This window comes from Desertivirga xinjiangensis, from assembly GCF_024436435.1.
GTDB lineage: Bacteria > Bacteroidota > Bacteroidia > Sphingobacteriales > Sphingobacteriaceae > Desertivirga > Desertivirga xinjiangensis.
On the sequence record NZ_JAFMZP010000004.1, the window covers coordinates 586,013 to 602,816 of the forward strand.

16 protein-coding genes are annotated in these 16,804 nt (G+C 41.5%); 12 read left to right on the forward strand and 4 right to left on the reverse strand.

Annotated elements, in window-relative coordinates; genetic code table 11:
* Window positions 1-74 precede the first annotated feature (74 nt).
* The 3 genes from J3P37_RS13625 to J3P37_RS13635 form a co-directional block, all read right to left on the reverse strand.
* The gene (locus J3P37_RS13625; RefSeq protein WP_256011821.1) at window positions 75-647 is read right to left on the reverse strand and encodes a Crp/Fnr family transcriptional regulator; all 573 of its coding nucleotides are present in this window, start codon (window positions 645-647) and stop codon (window positions 75-77) included.
* Between the two features lie 158 nt (window positions 648-805).
* Window positions 806-1,624 carry a LytR/AlgR family response regulator transcription factor gene (locus J3P37_RS13630; RefSeq protein ID WP_256011823.1) on the reverse strand — a complete coding sequence of 273 codons (819 nt, stop codon included), beginning with the start codon at window positions 1,622-1,624 and terminating at the stop codon, window positions 806-808.
* A gap of 26 nt (window positions 1,625-1,650) precedes the next feature.
* Window positions 1,651-2,535 carry a sensor histidine kinase gene (locus J3P37_RS13635; RefSeq protein ID WP_256011825.1) on the reverse strand — a complete coding sequence of 295 codons (885 nt, stop codon included), beginning with the start codon at window positions 2,533-2,535 and terminating at the stop codon, window positions 1,651-1,653.
* A gap of 449 nt (window positions 2,536-2,984) precedes the next feature.
* On the opposite strand from J3P37_RS13635, the gene J3P37_RS13640 reads away from it, so the two are divergent.
* The 8 genes from J3P37_RS13640 to J3P37_RS13675 all read left to right on the forward strand — a co-directional run bounded on the left by J3P37_RS13640 (window position 2,985) and on the right by J3P37_RS13675 (window position 7,494).
* Window positions 2,985-3,185, forward strand: coding sequence for a hypothetical protein (locus J3P37_RS13640; protein WP_256011826.1), 201 nt, complete (start codon window positions 2,985-2,987; stop codon window positions 3,183-3,185).
* A 240-nt stretch (window positions 3,186-3,425) separates the two neighbouring features.
* Window positions 3,426-3,665 (forward strand): hypothetical protein, encoded by a 240-nt coding sequence (locus J3P37_RS13645; protein ID WP_256011827.1) that lies wholly within the window; start codon window positions 3,426-3,428, stop codon window positions 3,663-3,665.
* Window positions 3,666-3,927: 262 nt separating this feature from the next.
* Entirely contained in the window at window positions 3,928-4,563 is a 636-nt protein-coding gene (locus J3P37_RS13650; RefSeq protein WP_256009357.1) for a DUF6266 family protein, read from the forward strand.
* A gap of 104 nt (window positions 4,564-4,667) precedes the next feature.
* Window positions 4,668-5,273, forward strand: a complete 606-nt coding sequence (locus J3P37_RS13655; RefSeq protein WP_256011828.1) for a DUF6266 family protein — start codon at window positions 4,668-4,670, stop codon at window positions 5,271-5,273.
* Between the two features lie 134 nt (window positions 5,274-5,407).
* A complete protein-coding gene (locus J3P37_RS13660) occupies window positions 5,408-5,773 on the forward strand; it encodes a hypothetical protein (RefSeq protein WP_256011830.1) in 366 nt (121 codons plus the stop codon).
* Window positions 5,692-6,327 (forward strand): CHAP domain-containing protein, encoded by a 636-nt coding sequence (locus J3P37_RS13665; RefSeq protein ID WP_256011831.1) that lies wholly within the window; start codon window positions 5,692-5,694, stop codon window positions 6,325-6,327. Before J3P37_RS13660 ends, J3P37_RS13665 begins: the two co-directional genes overlap by 82 nt.
* Window positions 6,328-6,395: 68 nt before the next feature.
* Window positions 6,396-6,884: a hypothetical protein gene (locus J3P37_RS13670; protein ID WP_256011833.1), complete on the forward strand. Its 489-nt coding sequence runs from the start codon at window positions 6,396-6,398 to the stop codon at window positions 6,882-6,884.
* A gap of 4 nt (window positions 6,885-6,888) precedes the next feature.
* Window positions 6,889-7,494, forward strand: coding sequence for a hypothetical protein (locus J3P37_RS13675; protein ID WP_256011835.1), 606 nt, complete (start codon window positions 6,889-6,891; stop codon window positions 7,492-7,494).
* 49 nt (window positions 7,495-7,543) lie between these two features.
* Here the strand turns inward: J3P37_RS13675 and J3P37_RS13680 are convergent, their stop codons facing one another.
* Window positions 7,544-8,695, reverse strand: a complete 1,152-nt coding sequence (locus tag J3P37_RS13680) for a DNA-binding transcriptional regulator (RefSeq protein ID WP_256011836.1) — start codon at window positions 8,693-8,695, stop codon at window positions 7,544-7,546.
* An 85-nt stretch (window positions 8,696-8,780) separates the two neighbouring features.
* Here J3P37_RS13680 and J3P37_RS13685 point away from each other — a divergent pair, with 85 nt between their 5' ends.
* The 4 genes from J3P37_RS13685 (at window position 8,781) to J3P37_RS13700 (ending at window position 16,798) form a co-directional block, all read left to right on the forward strand.
* The gene (locus J3P37_RS13685) at window positions 8,781-9,869 is read left to right on the forward strand and encodes a mandelate racemase/muconate lactonizing enzyme family protein (RefSeq protein ID WP_256011837.1); all 1,089 of its coding nucleotides are present in this window, start codon (window positions 8,781-8,783) and stop codon (window positions 9,867-9,869) included.
* A gap of 114 nt (window positions 9,870-9,983) precedes the next feature.
* Entirely contained in the window at window positions 9,984-11,408 is a 1,425-nt protein-coding gene (locus tag J3P37_RS13690) for an arabinose isomerase (RefSeq protein ID WP_256011838.1), read from the forward strand.
* A 207-nt stretch (window positions 11,409-11,615) separates the two neighbouring features.
* The gene (locus J3P37_RS13695; protein ID WP_256011840.1) at window positions 11,616-13,241 is read left to right on the forward strand and encodes a GH39 family glycosyl hydrolase; all 1,626 of its coding nucleotides are present in this window, start codon (window positions 11,616-11,618) and stop codon (window positions 13,239-13,241) included.
* 431 nt (window positions 13,242-13,672) lie between these two features.
* Window positions 13,673-16,798 carry a SusC/RagA family TonB-linked outer membrane protein gene (locus J3P37_RS13700; protein WP_256011841.1) on the forward strand — a complete coding sequence of 1,042 codons (3,126 nt, stop codon included), beginning with the start codon at window positions 13,673-13,675 and terminating at the stop codon, window positions 16,796-16,798.
* Window positions 16,799-16,804 lie beyond the last annotated feature (6 nt).

Below are 16,804 nucleotides of genomic sequence, written 5' to 3' on the forward strand. Positions count from 1 at the left end.
ATCGGTTACACCAAAGCTAGGAGAGGAGGGAGCATATTAAATGGCTGCTATAGCCACCTGCAATTATATTGTTTTCACTTGCTTTCGTGGATGATATGGCGTAAGCGGGATTTAGAAAGGTTGAGATACTGACAAAGATCTTCCCGGCTGATCCGGTGGTGATAAGGATGATATTTCAGAAATGCCTGGTACTTAAACGAGCCTTCTTCTTTGTTAAGGATCTTGCTTCTGATGACGGCTTTTTTATTGACCAGGCCACAAACTTTAGCGTTTACCAAACAGTATTCCGGGTAGCTCTGCATCAGTTCTTTAACGGCGCTGAAATTAATCTCAACGAATACACAGTTTTCGAGGCATTGAATATAATAAGGATACTTTTTTTCATGGAAAAACAGGTAGCTGTCGAACATAAACTCATCTTCTTTAGTAAAATGTATGATCCTTTCTCTGTTGTTTTTATTCAGGTAATAAGCTTTCACCAATCCCTCTGCAATGAACCAGAGTTTATCCGCTTCCCGGCCTGGCCGTGTGATAAACTGGCCATACTCTTTCCGGATCAGCACAGCACTGTCCAGGAATTGCTTGCAGCATGCTGCACTGAGATAGCCGAGCGAGCGTAATTTGTTAAGTGCCTGTTGTTTTTCCATCTGCTGTCCTCCTGGGTTTAACTTGTGGGTGACATTTAATGGATCACAAGTTAATGGGATAGGAATTTCTGCCTTACAAAATTTCCATGAAAGCCCTTAACTCTTATACGAAATGTGATTTCTTAAGGGGATCAAAAAACGGGCGAACTCTTTACTCTTTACTTTTTTCTGTTTAAACCGATAGTTTTAAAATCAATGCTCTCGTACAATTTCGCTTTATAAGAGTCTCCGATATTTATCCTTTTATCATTTTCCATGACAACGCTTAATTTATCGACGCTTTTAATATAATCCACATTAATAATATAGCTTTTTTGGATCCTTAAAAAATTCTTGGGCAGAGATTTCATGATGTTTTGCATGCTGGCATAAAAAATCGTCTTCCTGCCATCTATAAAAACCATCAATTTATAGTTCTGCTGTCCCTGGATATACACCAGCGAATCGTACTGAAACCTTTTTCTAAGCGAGTGTTTTCTAGTATAGAAGCTCTTCGGACCAGATGTCTCCGACGATTCAGCACCATTTTTAAGTTGATACGCTGCTTGCTGATCCATCAGGCCGGATCCTCCAGATCCATTTTCTTCCCGTAGTCTATCCAGTTCATCTTCCTTCTCCATCTTGTTCCTGATCTTAAGTACTGCTTTAGTGAAGCGTTCGTATGAAAAAGGCTTTTCCAGGAAATCAGTCCCGTCATAATACCAGGCTTCCGCAGCATATTTAGAATGAGCTGTGGTGAAAATAATGGCGCTCTTGTTTGTCAGCAGGCGGGCTATTTCAAAGCCGCTAAAGTCGGGCATTTCCACATCCAGGAAAGTAATATCGGCGGTTAAACCTTTATTGATGGTTTCAAGTGCTTCTAATGGAGTGGTGCTGAACCCGATGATCTTCAGCCAGGAGAGCTTTTCTATGTAGTGTTTAAGGATGCTTATTGATTCCGGGTCATCGTCCAGGATGTAGCAGGTTATAGGTTTCATGATAATTTTTATTATTTATTGTTCTATTAGTCAAGCTCATGGCTCTTATTCGTTTTTATGGGGTTGTTACCGGCCAGATAGATGTTCAGATTAAGATCGTAGGTATGGTCGTCTTCGATAATTTCAAGATTGTGATGCCTGGGGTAGTAGTATTGAAGCCGCTTTTGCAAGTTATCCATCCCAATCCGATGGCTTTGCTGCACTTTCCGGTTGTTTTTACGATTGAAACAATGAAAATAGAGCCATCCGTTTTCTATTCGGATCTCCAGTATGGCGGGATTGTTTTGATCCTCCATATCCCCATACTTAAACATATTTTCGGTGATGTTAACCAAAGACATTGGGATAATCCTTTGCGCTGTACCGCTTTCCGGAAAATGGCAGATCAGGTTTAGTTCAGTGTTTAAATTGCTGTTTTTTATGCGGTTAAATTCGATATAAAGTTTGATCTGGTTCAGTTCTTCATCCAGGGGCATTTTTCCATGCTTATCCGTCTCCACCAAAGAATACCGGGTGATCTGTGCAATCAAAAGCAGTCTTGCCGCCAGGTCTTCTGATACAGACAGTAAAGAGCCGTAAAGTGAGTTGAGGGCATTAAAAAGAAAATGCGGACTTACCTTAGCCTGGCTATTGATGAGTTGCAGCTCTAGTATTCTCTTCTCTTTTTCGCAATTCTGACAGGTCAGCTCATTTAGCTGCTTTAGTTTGATGACATACCTGGTAAATATCCAGTAAAGAAAAACTATGGTAAAGAAGTCTTTCCCCCGGTAAAAAATGAAGGCGAGAAAAGCCGGCAGGTCCTTGTGTACAGGATAGTGAGTCAAACCGTATGCCTCAAAAAGCAGTAATAAGCCTCTTTTTAGCAGGATATAAATGGCAAAGTCAAATGTGATCAATATCACAAATAGCATCGGGGATTTTTTTTTACCCCAGAAGGGGCGGAAAACGCAGCAAATAGTGGCATAGCAAAAGGCAATATTAATAAGGTAATTGCCTAAAAAGTGTAAAAGGGAGTAGCTGGACCCTGCGACAAGGTGGAGGGTTATCAATTCATATAAAATGAATATTAACCAGAATAATATATGAGACAGGGGATTATAAAGAGACTTATTTAACGCATTCATTGGCAATTTTTCTATCTGGTGTATTGATTATTAACCTAAAATTAACATGGATTGCACTTTTCACATATGAGATAGGTCACTTCGTGGAATTTTTTTGGAAAAAATCTGCTGAAGGCTGAATCTTGAAGAAAAATCACAAGAAGTTTGGTGTTTTTTAAACAGAGGCAAAATCAGGATATACTCAGTTCGAAGAGCCGGGCAGAAAATACATCAGAACTTCATTAAAAAACAAATCAATGAAAATAAGCCCCAAAAAAAGGATCTACATTTATGCTAAAGATGTAGAAAGAATTACAGGAAAAAAGCCAACGTATTGCCGGACTCTTCTTGCCAGGATCCGTTTAGTTTACGGAAAAAAGAAGCATCAGGGAGTAACGGTAGATGAATATTGTGAGTACATGGGTGTTTCGAGGGAGGAGATAGAACAGTTCCTGTAAGGTATTAATTAAGCCGGGCTAGCGCCCGGTTTAATTAAAAATAAGTTGTCTTTCAGCATCTCAGGCCGGACGCCTGCCCGGTATATTAACCCCAATTATTGCCGTTTCTCCATGTCTTTAAGCAGACACAATTGACCACTTCTGGTTCGCGTCTGACACGTCGCTTATTTCAACCATCATACTTCCCGGATACTTGATCGTTTTTTTAAAACTCCTGTTTGGCAAGGGTACCTGAAGCCTTTGGGAAAGGACTGGGAAAGGTTATGGTCAAGTATCGGAAGCGTTTGGGAAAAGTTGCCAAATCCTTCGGAAAAACATACCCTGGCTTCGGGAAGTGTTCGGGAAGGCTTCGGAAAAAAGCGAAGCCGCTTCGGAAAGTGTTCGGAAAACGTGGTAGAAACTGGCTTGTTTTCCGCAACCCTTTGCCTGTTTGGGGATATGTCTTTGGGAGCAGCAGTAAAACAGCCTGAGGCGGTCTGAAGAATAGGCAGAAAGTTTTTAGAACAGTGAAAGCAGCGAAAATGATAAAAAACGACGAAAACAGCGAAATCAGCGCAAACGATTAAAAACGCCAAAAACAGCGAATTCAGCGAAAAACGTCAAAAACAACTAAAAGTATCAAAAGCAGCGAAAACGCCGTTTTCAGCGCAGCCTCATTTTTATCCACTCTATGTTTGTTGGCGGAAGCAAGTTACGTAACGCGTCCTTAACAGAATGTTTAACTTTTAAAATTTTTAAAAAAATGGGAATTATTAAAAAAGGAGCCAACGGCGGATTTTCCGGCAAAGCTGGCTCGATCATCGGAAGTAGTTGGAAAGACATCGACTACATCAAGGGTTTGCCTAAAAAGAGCAACAAACCGGCAACCCAATCGCAACTAGAGCAGCAAGCCCGCTTTGCTTTAGCGGTTACTACCCTGCAACCCATCACTTCCTTGCTGAATGTAGGTTTTAAGGGACAAAAGACGGGTAAAGCAACGGGTTACAACATGGCCTTACAGCATTTTCTGAGCAATGCGATCAAAGGCACTTACCCCGCTTATACGGTTGATTTTAGTAAGATGCTGATCAGCAAGGGAAATCTAATGAAATCGCCGAGTGCTGCCGTGGCTGCCGATGCTGGTGATTTGAAGATCTCCTGGTCGCCCTTAACCACGCTGTACGGTGCTTTTGCTGACGATGAGGCAACAGGGCTAATCTATAATCCGGCAAAGAACATCTATTTACCTGTCGGGGGTGCAACCAGGGCTGAGGCTGAATTGCTGGTAACTCTTCCTGCCGACTTTGACGGAGACACCTTGCATGTCTTCCTCTTCTTCACCAACCGGGATGGTTCAAAGCGTTCAGAGAGTGTTTATGCAGGTCAGATAGTGATCTGACATTTTTAGGTTGATGCAAAATCCGGGGCTTGCTTTATGCGGCTCCGGATCTAGCAGCTTAAAATAACAGGTTGTAATGTTTCATCAATTAAGCTTTTAAAATTATGGCAAAAATAGAAGATGGTTTATTATCCGGTAAGTTAGGAGGAAAGGTCTACTGCAGACATCCTAAAACGCCTTACGTTCGTAATATGCCGGCCAAAAGCACTAAAGAGCCCACCGAAGAGCAGGTTTTCAGACGCCATGGGTTCAAGCTGATCTCAGCTTTTATCAAACCCCTTGCTGATCTTTTAAAATTACATTTCAAGGGAGCCTGGCATAACATGGGTTTGAAACTGAATTTGTCGGAGGCATTAATTCAGGAAGGTGCCGAGGCGAGAATAGATTATAGCAAAATCCGCCTGACTAAACGCGGGACATTCAAACTAACTATACAGGAAGCAGTTCTGCTTAAGACGGGAGAATTGTTAGTAGACTGGGAGTTTTCAAGACGTTTTGTCAAAGGTATTTATGAGGCTGTGATACTGGTGTATTGCCCCAGCCGGGATCTATGGTGCTATTGCATCACGGATTATTGCATTGACGACTACCTGGGAGGGATAATCGTTCCTGATGATTTACTAGGTAAAGAACTGCATGGTTACATATACTTTCTCGATCATCGATCGGGTGCTGCTTCAGATACTCTGTACCTGGGTGAATTCTCCTGATGCTCAATTTATTAATTCATTTTTCACCGGGGGTAAAGAAACTAATCTTCTATAAGTCCTGAATCAAGTTCAGGATGAAACAAGTTCAGGATGACTAGGAAACGGTTCTCAAGTCACCCTTAATTCAAAAAATCATGGAAACAATTAAACAATATTTGTTGCCAGTGTTCCGGTTCAAGAAAGAACACCTGGCCATTCTGATCAGCCTTTTGCTGTTCATCTATTATCCGGTAATCTCCAGGTACCTGGATGTCACTTCGGCTCCCATAGATCCTGGGGCTCTCAGCGCTATTATTATAGCAGTAGTGGCTTTGCTGATCTTCAAAGCCCTTACCTGGTGGCTCATAAAAGCACTGTGGCCTGCTATGGCCATTTATTCAGAGTATAGTTTCGAAAATAATTTTAATTCATTATCACCATGTTGGAAAGTAAGTATCTATTTAAGCTTTTATTTGCTGGTATTATTCTCTTTTGTATTGACGCTTTCAGCGCTGGTATAAAGAACACTGTTTCTGAGGTTCCGGAACGGTCTTCTTTAGCGAGGACTGATCCTGTAACGAACAGCCGTGAAACACTGCGGAAGATTTATACAGCAGAGATAGGTGTACGGGAAAAGACAGGCCGGAACGATGGTACCAGGGTAGAAGAGTACCTAAAGTACGTTGGTCTCTCCAAAGGCCAACCTTATTGCGCGGCGTTTACCAGCTGGTGTATGGGGCAGGCAGGTATTGCTAACCCACGAACAGGCTGGAGCCCGGCACTTTTCCCGGCTGATAAAGTAGTATGGCAACGAAACAGGACTTTACCAGGGCTATATGGTTCAAAATATAAGCCTCAAGTCGGCGATATTTTTGGGATCTACTTCCCGGAAAAGAAACGCATCGCGCACGTTGGTTTTGTAGACGAATGGGGCGATTCCTGGGTTATCACCACCGAAGCTAATACAAATTTGGAAAGCAGCAGGGAAGGGGACGGAGTCTATAAAAAACGAAGATTGACGGCCTCTATTTATAAAGTGTCGTCTTTTATCAAACCAATATCTCAGCACTTATGAAGCCGGGATCAATTAGAAATATAGCACGCAGGATCTATGGTCCTGCTGCTATAATCCTGTTATTAATCATGTCATCACTTCTTGCAGGCTGTTCTGCCTGGAAAAATCGAACGGTAAACAAAGCCGACAGTGTGGTGCTTAAACAGGAACAGACCGTTACTGAGGTTACCATAAAGAACGAGCAAAAGGAAGTGCTTCATTCCGCTCATTCCGATTCTCTGAAAGAGGGTTACTGGATCCGGATCATCCCTGAAGGGGAGTTTACTTATTCGCCGCAAAAGGGTTTTAGTGGCAGGGCATCATCACTTCAGATCGAGGGCAACAGGGAAAACTGGTATGCTGACTGGATTTTGGCTGAAAGAAGCGCGGCCAGGCAATTTGATTCTCTGTCAGACAGATCATTTCAATCAAAGGAAAGTGTGGAAACCAAAACGACAGAAAAAGCACCGGGCAGAACAATGAGCTGGGGAATTGGGCTTGGAGTTGTACTAGCATTAACGCTGTTCTTCATCCTAAGCAAGTTTGTGTTTTCCGTTTTTAATAATATTCATAGATAAGATTATGCAGCAACAAAGCTTTAATTACCGCGAACAACTGATCACCATATTCCACTGTTTACAGGAAACCGTGGATGGGATGTACGCTCATGCCTTTGATCTTGCACTGAGTGGTGAACTTCGATTTATGAACGACGTATTGGAGCATGGGGATGAGATACCCGGAGATCTTAACTATTTAAAGGCATTAAAATGCCCTGTCGTCAATGCACTCGTAGAGTTAATTGAGGATATTTTTGAATTGCAGGAGTCTATGTTTAATATAAATGCTTTGAGTTTGGACGACATAATGCTGCCCGAAGACGAGCCGGAGGTTAAGATGGAGGAGTGGGAACCACAGTTTGAATTAGGACCAGCCTGGCTTGAGGCCTCTGGCCATACTTACGGAAGCCTTCTTGTTCTTTATCGGTTGGTCTGGCAGTTAGCTAATGAAAGCCTTGATGAACCGGATGAAGTTATTGAAAAATATGAAAGGAGTTTTTATGAAGAAGACCTTTGCCTGACCTCTCTAGATGCAAATGTGAATATGATATTGAATACTTTGAACACCATACTGCGGAAGAACAGGATGATTGATTATTGCGACGCTGAGGGGCAGAGAGAGAAATAGCTTATAGTTATCTATGTTGTCATTTTGTCGTTTATCTACTATAAATATTTCAAATAGAAAATTTTCTCTTCCATTCTGTCGGCGTGATCCCCTCCTGGTTAACAAACCAACGGCTCACATGGCTTATATCAGTAAATCCAAGTTCAAGGGCTATCTGTTTTACGCTAAAATTCGCTGTAAGCAGTTTTTTAAATTTTGCCAGTTTTCGCAGCTGAATTTCTTCAGAAACCGTATTGCCGTTTAAAGCTTTGAATTTTCTGTTTAAGGCTTTTATCGAGAGTCCGGTATATTCAGCAACATCGCTGGCTTTCAATGGATGATGTAAATTTTTAGAAATAAATCCCGCAGCTTTTGAAACGCCGGCATCTCTGGCTGCCTCGGTGTCTGTAGAAGTTCTTTCGATGACTTCCAGGGCTTCAGTATAAATAATAGCTTCCTGATCTCTAATCCCGTCCATCATCCTGTTAAGGGTTATACAAATCGTATTGGCTGTTTTGAAATGGTTTCGGGCAATACTTGATAAATTAGGATAGGTAATATTACAAAGAAGTTCATCATTATCCACGCCTAGTACTGCAATTTCATGAGGTACTTTTATGCCTCCGTTAGAACATGAATTGATCAATATTTGTCCGAAGTCGTCATTACAACACAAGAGGCCTGTTGGTTTTGGCAGGCCCTTTAACCAGTTTTCGAGTTCGTCAAAGTTGTGAGATAGAACATCGGCTTCATCTCCACTTAATAGATATTCATAAAAGTCGGCCTTCGACTCCTGAACCGATCTTTTGAAGCTTTTTCTTCTTTCCTCCGACCAATCTAAACCATGAATGCCAAAAAAAGCAAGGTTTTTAAAGCCTTTGCCCAGAAAATACTCCGCCGCCATGCGTGCGTCAGATTCATAATTGCCTTTAACATAAGGTATATTTGCCGTATGATTTACTGAAGTGATCTGGATGATGGGAATACCCATTTCGATGAGATCAGATACATTTTCTGTGAACTCGAGGATGCATCCATCTGGTTTAACCCGGCGAATAATACTTAGGTCGTTCTTCCGTCTGTCGTTTTTTAGGAAATAGGCAGGCTCAAAAACAATGTCCCAGTGAGATATACTATTATTATAGGCATAAATACCTCTTAACAGATCGCGGCTGTAACCACGACTTGAATCAAGATGGACAAAAACTTTTTTCCTTTGCACAGTAAGGGAGTTAAATGGCGGTAATTTAGCCAAAAAAGGCTAAAATGCGGCATCGAAGCATTCATACCTTTGAAGAAAAATCATTATGAGCTCCTCTGTAACCATCCGGGATTACAAGTTATACAAAGCAACTGCTGCGCTGAAAAAGCCAATTGCCGACGCTACACATACTCTTCACGAGATTTCTTTCCTGGTACTTCGCCTTCAGCTTGAAAATGGTATTGTGGGCGAATCATATCTGCTTTCTTTTCAGTACTCGCCTGCAGCGATACGAGGCGCTTTTAAGGACTTGCTTCCCCATATAAAAGGTTATGCGGCACACGAAACAGGCAAGGTTATTAAAAAAATTGATGACCTGTCGGAGTATTTTGGAAACCAGGGAATCAATCGCTGGGCTCAGGCGGCTATTAATATTGCCATGTGGGACGCCTGGGGAAAGTATCTGGGACAACCTGTCAACAAAGTTTTGGGCACTCATCGCGACAAATGCTCTATATATGGCAGCGGCGGTTGGATCTCATATTCTGTCGACGACCTGATTGAAGAGGTTTCAGGTTATGTGGAGAGAGGTTTTCGCGCCGTTAAGATCAAGGTTGGTTCTCCAAACTGGCGCACAGACCTTGAGCGATTAAGATTGGTTCGCGATGCAGTAGGGAGGGAAGTGAATATTATGATGGATGCTAACCAGGGAATGACCTTACCTGCAGCGATCCAGCTGGCAAATGCAGCCAGAGAACTGGATATCTTTTGGTTTGAGGAGCCTTTGCATCATCAAAATTTTGATGGTTATCAATCTCTTAAACAGCAAACCGGCATTTCGCTGGCCATGGGAGAACGGGAGTACGATACCCTGCCTTTAGTTTCTTTATTGCAAAGAAGAGCTATCGACATCTGGCAGCCGGATCTGCTTCGCATAGGTAGCGTTGAGGCATGGCGTGAAAGTGCAGCTTTGGCTAATAGTTATCATGTGCCGGTGCTGCCACATTATTATAAGGATTACGATGTTCCCCTGGTTTGTTCTGTGCCAAACGGACTAGGTGTCGAATCGTTTGACTGGATCGATCCTCTGATCGACCAACCCATGCTGGTAAAGGATGGATTCGCTTATCCGCATGAAGGTCCGGGTTGGGGCTTCAATTTTATTGATGAGCTTTTAACTGAGATTGTATTGTGAGATTAGTAGCTTTCATTACACTATTACCTGTAGATGGAGGAGCAATTGTGAGCTTCTAGCGGAGATGCCGGGTTAGTTAGATTAATTATAGCAGAATTGAAGATATAAGTAAACATGTCAAAATTAAAGATAGGCCTATTCGGCATCGGTTTAGATACCTACTGGGCGCAATTTGAAGGACTGAAAGAACGGCTTGAAGGCTATTTAAAAATAGTGGAAGATAAGATTTCAGCAATACATCCGGGAGTGCTTAACCTGGGTTTAATAGATAATGCAGAAAAGGCATTTGCAGCAGGCAGTACTTTCAGAAAAGAGGATGTAGACATCATATTTTTGTATGTTTCCACCTATGCACTGTCTTCAACGGTATTACCGGTAGTGCAAAGGGCAAAAGTTCCGGTAATCATCCTTAACCTGTCGCCGGATGCTGCGATAGATTATACTTCATTTAACAAAATGACTGACCGGACTAAGATGACCGGCGAATGGCTGGCCTATTGTTCTGCCTGCCCGGTTCCGGAAATTGCTAATGTATTTAATCGCACCGGTATCAAATTCCACCAGATCACCGGGATGCTGCACGAGGATAAGGAATGCTGGGATGAGGTATTTGAGTGGGTAGAGGCGGCAAAGGTTGCCAATACTATGGCGTACAACCGCCTGGGATGTATGGGTCATTGTTACAGTGGTATGCTGGATATTTACAGTGATCTTACACAGCAATATGCCCATTTTGGCGGTCATGTAGAACTGATAGAAGTAGATGAGCTTGCCGGAATCAGGAAAGAAGTGAGCCCCGAAGAAATAAAGAAAAGGGTCTTACATTTCCGCGAAACCTTTGATGTACAGCCTGAATGTTCTGAAACAGAATTGGAAAGAGCCGCAAAGACTTCGGTTGCATTAGATAAACTGGTAGAAAAATATAAATTAGGTTCTATGGCTTATTATTACAAAGGTACAGGGAGCATTGATAATGAAGACACTATCAGTTCCATTATCCTTGGTAATTCATTATTAACCGCAAGAAATATTCCTGTAGCCGGTGAATACGAGATCAAAAATGCCCAGGCGATGAAAATTATGGATAGTTTTGGAGCGGGCGGATCTTTCACTGAATACTATGCCATGGACTTTAGAGAGGATGTTGTATTGATGGGACATGATGGCCCGGGACACATCGCGATAGCAGAAGGAAAAACAAAGGTCCGTCCGCTTGGTGTTTACCATGGAAAAGTTGGAAATGGACTTTCTGTAGAAATGTCGGTTAAAAATGGACCGGTAACATTACTTTCAGTCGTTGAGCAAAAAGGAGGAAAACTGATGCTGCTGGTAGCCGAAGGAGAGTCGGTAGCCGGTCCGATATTGGAAATTGGCAATACAAATTCCAGGTATAAGTTTCGTATCGGCGCAAGAAGGTTTGTGAACGATTGGAACAGCCACGGCCCTGCCCATCATTGTGCTGTAGGTTTGGGGCATATCAGTACCAGGATAGAAAAGTTAGGCTCATTACTTAATATGGACGTAATCAAGGTCTGTTAACAGCTAGAAAATATTAAAAATATGTCTGAAAATACGTTGTAAAACTTTGAGCATCAGAAAGGATTTTTCATTAAAAAAACGAAAAGCTTTTTTTTAAACCGGTTTAGTTTTTATATTTACCCCTGATTATAAACTGGCATGCTGGAGTTAAACCATCAAAAATTACAAGTTTCTAAACATTAGCTGCCAAAAGCAAACAATTGATTAATGAAAATCACAACGTTACTTATTTCAGGAGCATTTCTTCTGTTTTCTTTTAGTGTTAAAGCCCAAATTGTCGATGTAAAAAAGAAAGGTGACAAATTTGATCACTTATGGAGCAAAGGCGTGGGTGCTGGCAGGGCAAATGAAGGACTTCGTGCAGGCTGGTTAGAGCAATTGGAAATGGTGAAAAGAGACCATGGCTTTGAGTACGTACGTTTTCATGGCCTTTTTCATGATGATATGTTTCCGTATTTCGAAAAGAACGGAAAAGCAAGCTATAACTGGCAGTATATTGATGAGCTTTTCGACCGGATGCTGAACTTAGGGGTAAAACCATTTGTAGAATTAGCTTTCTTTCCAAAAGATATCGCTGCAGCAAATAGTAAAACTCAGTTTTGGTGGAAGGCAAATATTTCGGTAGACCGGAACAATTTTGGCAAATGGCATGATCTGGTGAAGGCTTTTACTCAGCACGTAACTGACCGCTACGGGAAAGAAGAAGTTCTAACCTGGTATTTTGAGGTATGGAACGAACCCAATCTAAACCCCGGATTTTTAGATGGTACAAAAAGTGATTATTTCAGGTTATATAAAGAATCTGCATTAGCAGTGAAATCTGTAGATTCCCGCTACAGGGTGGGCGGGCCGTCTACCAGTAACTTTGTATCGGACAGCAGGTTTGATGGTGAAGTGTATGATAAAAATAAGTCTATATTCTGGAAAGACGATGTAATCAATACCAAGCAATGGAAAGGCGTTTGGATTGAAGATTTCCTGGAGTATTGTAAAAGAGAGAAGTTGCCCGTGGATTTTATATCTACTCACCCTTATCCAACAGACTATGCTTTAGACCCGGAAACCGGCAGAGGAAGGGGAGCAACGCGTTATATCAACTCAACGAAAGACGATATCCTTTGGTTACGAAAGATTCTGGCTAAAAGTAAATACCCGAACGCAGAGATCCATTTAACTGAATGGAGTACCAGTCCGAATAGTCGTGACCAAATGCACGATCATTTACCTCCGGCAGCTTTCCTGATAAAAGTGAACTTAGATGTCATAGGGCTTGCAAATTCTCTGATGTACTGGACTTTTACTGATATTTTCGAAGAAAAAGGAGGGGGCGAAACAATTTTTCACGGCGGTTTCGGTCTGATTAATTACCAGGGAATTGTGAAGCCTTCCTATCATGGTTACCGCATGCTGCACCAGTTGGGCGACGAAAAATTGTATTATACAGATCCATTATTTGTAAGCCGTTCGTCTAAAAATGGAAAAATTAGTGCAATAGCATTTAATTATCCTAAAGAGTTTGAAAGTAAGGTGCCGGCAGCAGAACACGTTAATTCTTACATGAAGGCCAGTTCTAAACAACTGGATGTCACTTTTAAAAACCTGGAGCCTAATGCATTATTTGAAATCGAGATCTTAAATAATACGAACGGTAATATCATGGCTAAATATAAAGAACTGGGTTCTCCCCAATCTCCTAACAGGGAAACAACTCAATTATTGAAAAATTTGGCTCAGGGCACGGTAAAAACTACTGTTAAGGCGGATGCCGATGGAACTTTAATCTTTAAGAGAGAGTTAAGCCCATGGGAGTGTGTCTTGTTAAAGCAATTATAACTAGTCAAAGGTAGTTCTATAAAATCATCTCATAATAAGCTAATGAGGTGATTTTGTAGTATCAGACCCTTAGGCTTTAGCCTTTTTAAGTGTCAAATTAACAAAAAACAAAAATATTGAGCTGAACTCAATCAATTTGTTAAATATTCTGATAGATAATTGTCTGATTGACAAAAATGAAAATAAATATACTAAATCGGTTTAGTTTATTTAAGTTTGAATATCCAATTATTATACAACAACCTAATCTGCAAAGCTTTGATTTGAGATCAGTGCCTTCAATATAGTTCTTGGATGCGAGATATTATAGCCACAAACTTATATATGATGAGCATAGCTAAGCCGATTTGACAGAATTTTCCAGAGTGCCGCTGGCAACCCTTCTATGGGTTTAACTAAGAGTGTAAGAAGAATAATTAACCAATTTAATAATGGAATATTTTTACTTGAAAAAGCAAGAAAAAAACTCGGGTTCAACTTTTTCGTTGAAGTTCTTGCTGTTTGTACTATTTCCGGTCTTAATTTCCGGACTTATAAATCCTGCTTTTTGCCAGAGCCAGCAAAAAGCTGAGGGGATCGTTATTGATAATAACGGAAAACCATTAGAGGGAGTTTTAGTGAAAGCTAAAAATTCAGGATCATCTGTGGTTACTGATGCTGATGGCAAGTTCAATATTTTATCAGCCGCAAATGAAGAGCTGGTCTTTAACCATCCGAATTTTTATATCAGAAGTATAAAAAATAAAGCTGCAAAAGCTTTCACTGTAAGGTTGAATAACCGTTATCTCTCATCCCGTATAGGTAAACTTCAATCTACTGATAGTGCAGTTGTTGCCGCAAGCAAACAATATGTGGAGGTTTTGCATGGCCGGCAGCCTCTGGAAACCCTTATCCAGTCTATCGGTTCTGTAAATAACAATCAATTAATAACTACTCCATCGTCAAACTTCTTGCAGGCTATCCCGGGACGTATTGCCGGTTTGGATATCACTTTTAACAATGGAGCTCCTAGTATTGATGCAGCCGGTACCTGGTTCAGTGTCAGGAATTCACGCGGGGGAAATGTTGTTTTGATTGACGGTGTGCAAAGAAATTTCCTATCTATCAATCCTGAGCAGGTTGAATCTATCTCAGTTTTAAGGGATGCGCTTTCCACAGTAATGTTCGGGCAGCGTTCTTCGGGTGGGATCGTTTCTATCACTACTAAAAAAGGCGATAGCGGCACTCCCAGGCTATCTTTTACGGCCCAAACTGCTTTGCAGTCGCCGACAGTTCTGCCAAGGCCCCTGAATGCTTGGCAATATGCTACACTATATAATGAGGCAAGAAAAAACGATGGAAACACTGCTTCCTATAGTTCAGATGATATTTATAAATATTATGAAGGTAACGATCCATATGGACATCCCAATGTAGACTGGTATAATACTGTTTTAAAAGACCAGGCATTAATGAGTCGTTATAACTTTAACGTTCAGGGCAACGGAACGGGCTTCCGGTATTATGTTGATGCAGATTATATGAACGAAAATGGTCTGTTAAAAACCATTGACGAAAATCAGTACAATACCAACGCGCAGCTAAAGCGCTATATCATGCGCTCCAATCTGGGTGTAGATATTACAAAATCAACCGCCATACAAATTAATTTATTGGGACGGATCCAAAGGAATAATGAGCCGGGTGCAGGTGTTTCCGGAATATTCAACAGCATGTATAATACTCCCCGGGGAGCTTATCCAGTCTTCAATGCAGACGGCTCACTTGCCGGTAATTCACAATATACTTATAACACGAATATTTACGGACAGTCATTAAAAAGAGGTTACAGATTTACAGATGCACGGGATCTGGCCGTAGATGTTCAGTTGACCCAGAAATTAGATATACTGACCTCAGGTTTGTATTTTAAAGTACAGGGATCTTATAATAATAGCTCTAGTTACCTTACTACCAGGGCAAAAAACTTTGCTGTTTTTCAGGCAAATGGCAATGGTGGTTATACCAATTTTCTTCCCTCGGGAACAAACACCAATCAAACTTCAGTTGGTGCTGCCGGTGTTCGGTCGCGTGTAACTTATTGGGAAGGAGCACTGGGCTACGAAAAGAAGATAGGTGATCACAATCTGGGAGCCATGCTGGTGGCGAACCAGCAAAGTACCATGTTATACTCCTCCGGTCATCTTCCGGAAAACTATACTGATTTTGCAGGCAGGCTTACTTACGATTGGAAGGGTAAATACCTGGCAGAAGCAGCTGGAAGCTACGCCGGCTATAATCGCTTAGCGCCTGGAAAACGATGGGGATTGTACTGGGCAGGCGGCTTAGGATGGAATGTACATAAGGAAGATTTTGTGCAAAATAATTTAAACTTCATAAGTAATTTAAAGCTTAGGGCCAACTACGGCAAAACCGGTTTTGCAAACACAGGCTACTACACCTATTTGCAAACTTATACCAGCGCCACAAGTAATCATAGCTATTATTGGTGGGGCGAAAATAGCAGTGTAATTCAATCTATCTATGAAGGGGGCTTGACCAATCCCGAGCTGGAGGCTGAAAAAGCAAACAAATTAAACTTAGGAGTTGATCTTGGACTTTGGGACAATAAATTAAGTTTTACAGGAGATTACTACATCAACAAGTTTTATAACATGGTGACGACACCTGAAAGGCAAACGAATATCATTGGTATAGATGGTTATCCTACTCAAAATATCGCAAAATATGATATCAGCGGTTGGGATCTTTCGGCCACCTGGCAAAACCGTGTTAGCAATTTCAGTTATTTTATCATAGCAAATTTCTCAGTAGTTGATTCGAAAATAAGATACGTCGGCGAGCTGCCAAAGGAATATGAGTGGCAGAGATTAACCGGAAAAACATTGGGAGTCAAAGAGGGCTACGTGGCCACCGGCTTATGGCAAAGTTATGATGAGATCAATGACCCGGCTAATGCAATTTTGAGCGGTACAAGCAGAAGTTTAATACGTCCCGGCGACATCCGCTATTTAGACCGAAACAGTGATGGAACCATTGATAATGATGATAGAGGAGATATTGGACATGGTAAGCCAGTGATGTACTATGGTGCTACCCTCGGTTTCAACTATAAGTCTTTTGACTTTAATATGCACGTTTATGGTACTGGTAACAGGACCGCAGATATCAACACTGAAGCCTACAGGGCTTTTGGAAACTCGGGGATGGGAAATGCTTTTGAATATAATCTGGGTCGCTGGACACCGGAAACTGCTTCAAAAGCTACTCAACCGCGTGCCTGGATAGGTAATAATGTGAATAATACACAGACCTCTACCTACTGGATTAAAAATGCCAACTTCTGGAGATTGAAAAATGCTGAGTTTGGCTATGCCCTGCCGAATGCTGTCAGCAAAAAGATAGGCTTACCCTATGTCCGCTTATTTATGAACGGTCAAAATCTTCTGACTTTTTCTGAGCTGTTTAAGGTGAGGGATGATATTGATCCTGAAGCATTAGGGGGAGCGTATCCGGTTATGCGCTCGGTGAATTTTGGTGTAAATGTGAAATTCTAATTCTAT

Bases quoted from the DNA above. Each gene is read 5' to 3' on its own strand.
- J3P37_RS13625 (WP_256011821.1), bottom strand. From the start codon at position 647: ATGGAAAAACAACAGGCACTTAACAAATTACGCTCGCTCGGCTATCTC.
- J3P37_RS13630 (WP_256011823.1), bottom strand. From the start codon at position 1,624: ATGAAACCTATAACCTGCTACATCCTGGACGATGACCCGGAATCAATA.
- J3P37_RS13635 (WP_256011825.1), bottom strand. From the start codon at position 2,535: ATGCTATTTGTGATATTGATCACATTTGACTTTGCCATTTATATCCTG.
- J3P37_RS13640 (WP_256011826.1), top strand. From the start codon at position 2,985: ATGAAAATAAGCCCCAAAAAAAGGATCTACATTTATGCTAAAGATGTA.
- J3P37_RS13650 (WP_256009357.1), top strand. From the start codon at position 3,928: ATGGGAATTATTAAAAAAGGAGCCAACGGCGGATTTTCCGGCAAAGCT.
- J3P37_RS13655 (WP_256011828.1), top strand. From the start codon at position 4,668: ATGGCAAAAATAGAAGATGGTTTATTATCCGGTAAGTTAGGAGGAAAG.
- J3P37_RS13660 (WP_256011830.1), top strand. From the start codon at position 5,408: ATGGAAACAATTAAACAATATTTGTTGCCAGTGTTCCGGTTCAAGAAA.
- J3P37_RS13665 (WP_256011831.1), top strand. From the start codon at position 5,692: ATGTTGGAAAGTAAGTATCTATTTAAGCTTTTATTTGCTGGTATTATT.
- J3P37_RS13670 (WP_256011833.1), top strand. From the start codon at position 6,396: ATGTCATCACTTCTTGCAGGCTGTTCTGCCTGGAAAAATCGAACGGTA.
- J3P37_RS13675 (WP_256011835.1), top strand. From the start codon at position 6,889: ATGCAGCAACAAAGCTTTAATTACCGCGAACAACTGATCACCATATTC.
- J3P37_RS13685 (WP_256011837.1), top strand. From the start codon at position 8,781: ATGAGCTCCTCTGTAACCATCCGGGATTACAAGTTATACAAAGCAACT.
- J3P37_RS13690 (WP_256011838.1), top strand. From the start codon at position 9,984: ATGTCAAAATTAAAGATAGGCCTATTCGGCATCGGTTTAGATACCTAC.
- J3P37_RS13695 (WP_256011840.1), top strand. From the start codon at position 11,616: ATGAAAATCACAACGTTACTTATTTCAGGAGCATTTCTTCTGTTTTCT.
- J3P37_RS13700 (WP_256011841.1), top strand. From the start codon at position 13,673: ATGGAATATTTTTACTTGAAAAAGCAAGAAAAAAACTCGGGTTCAACT.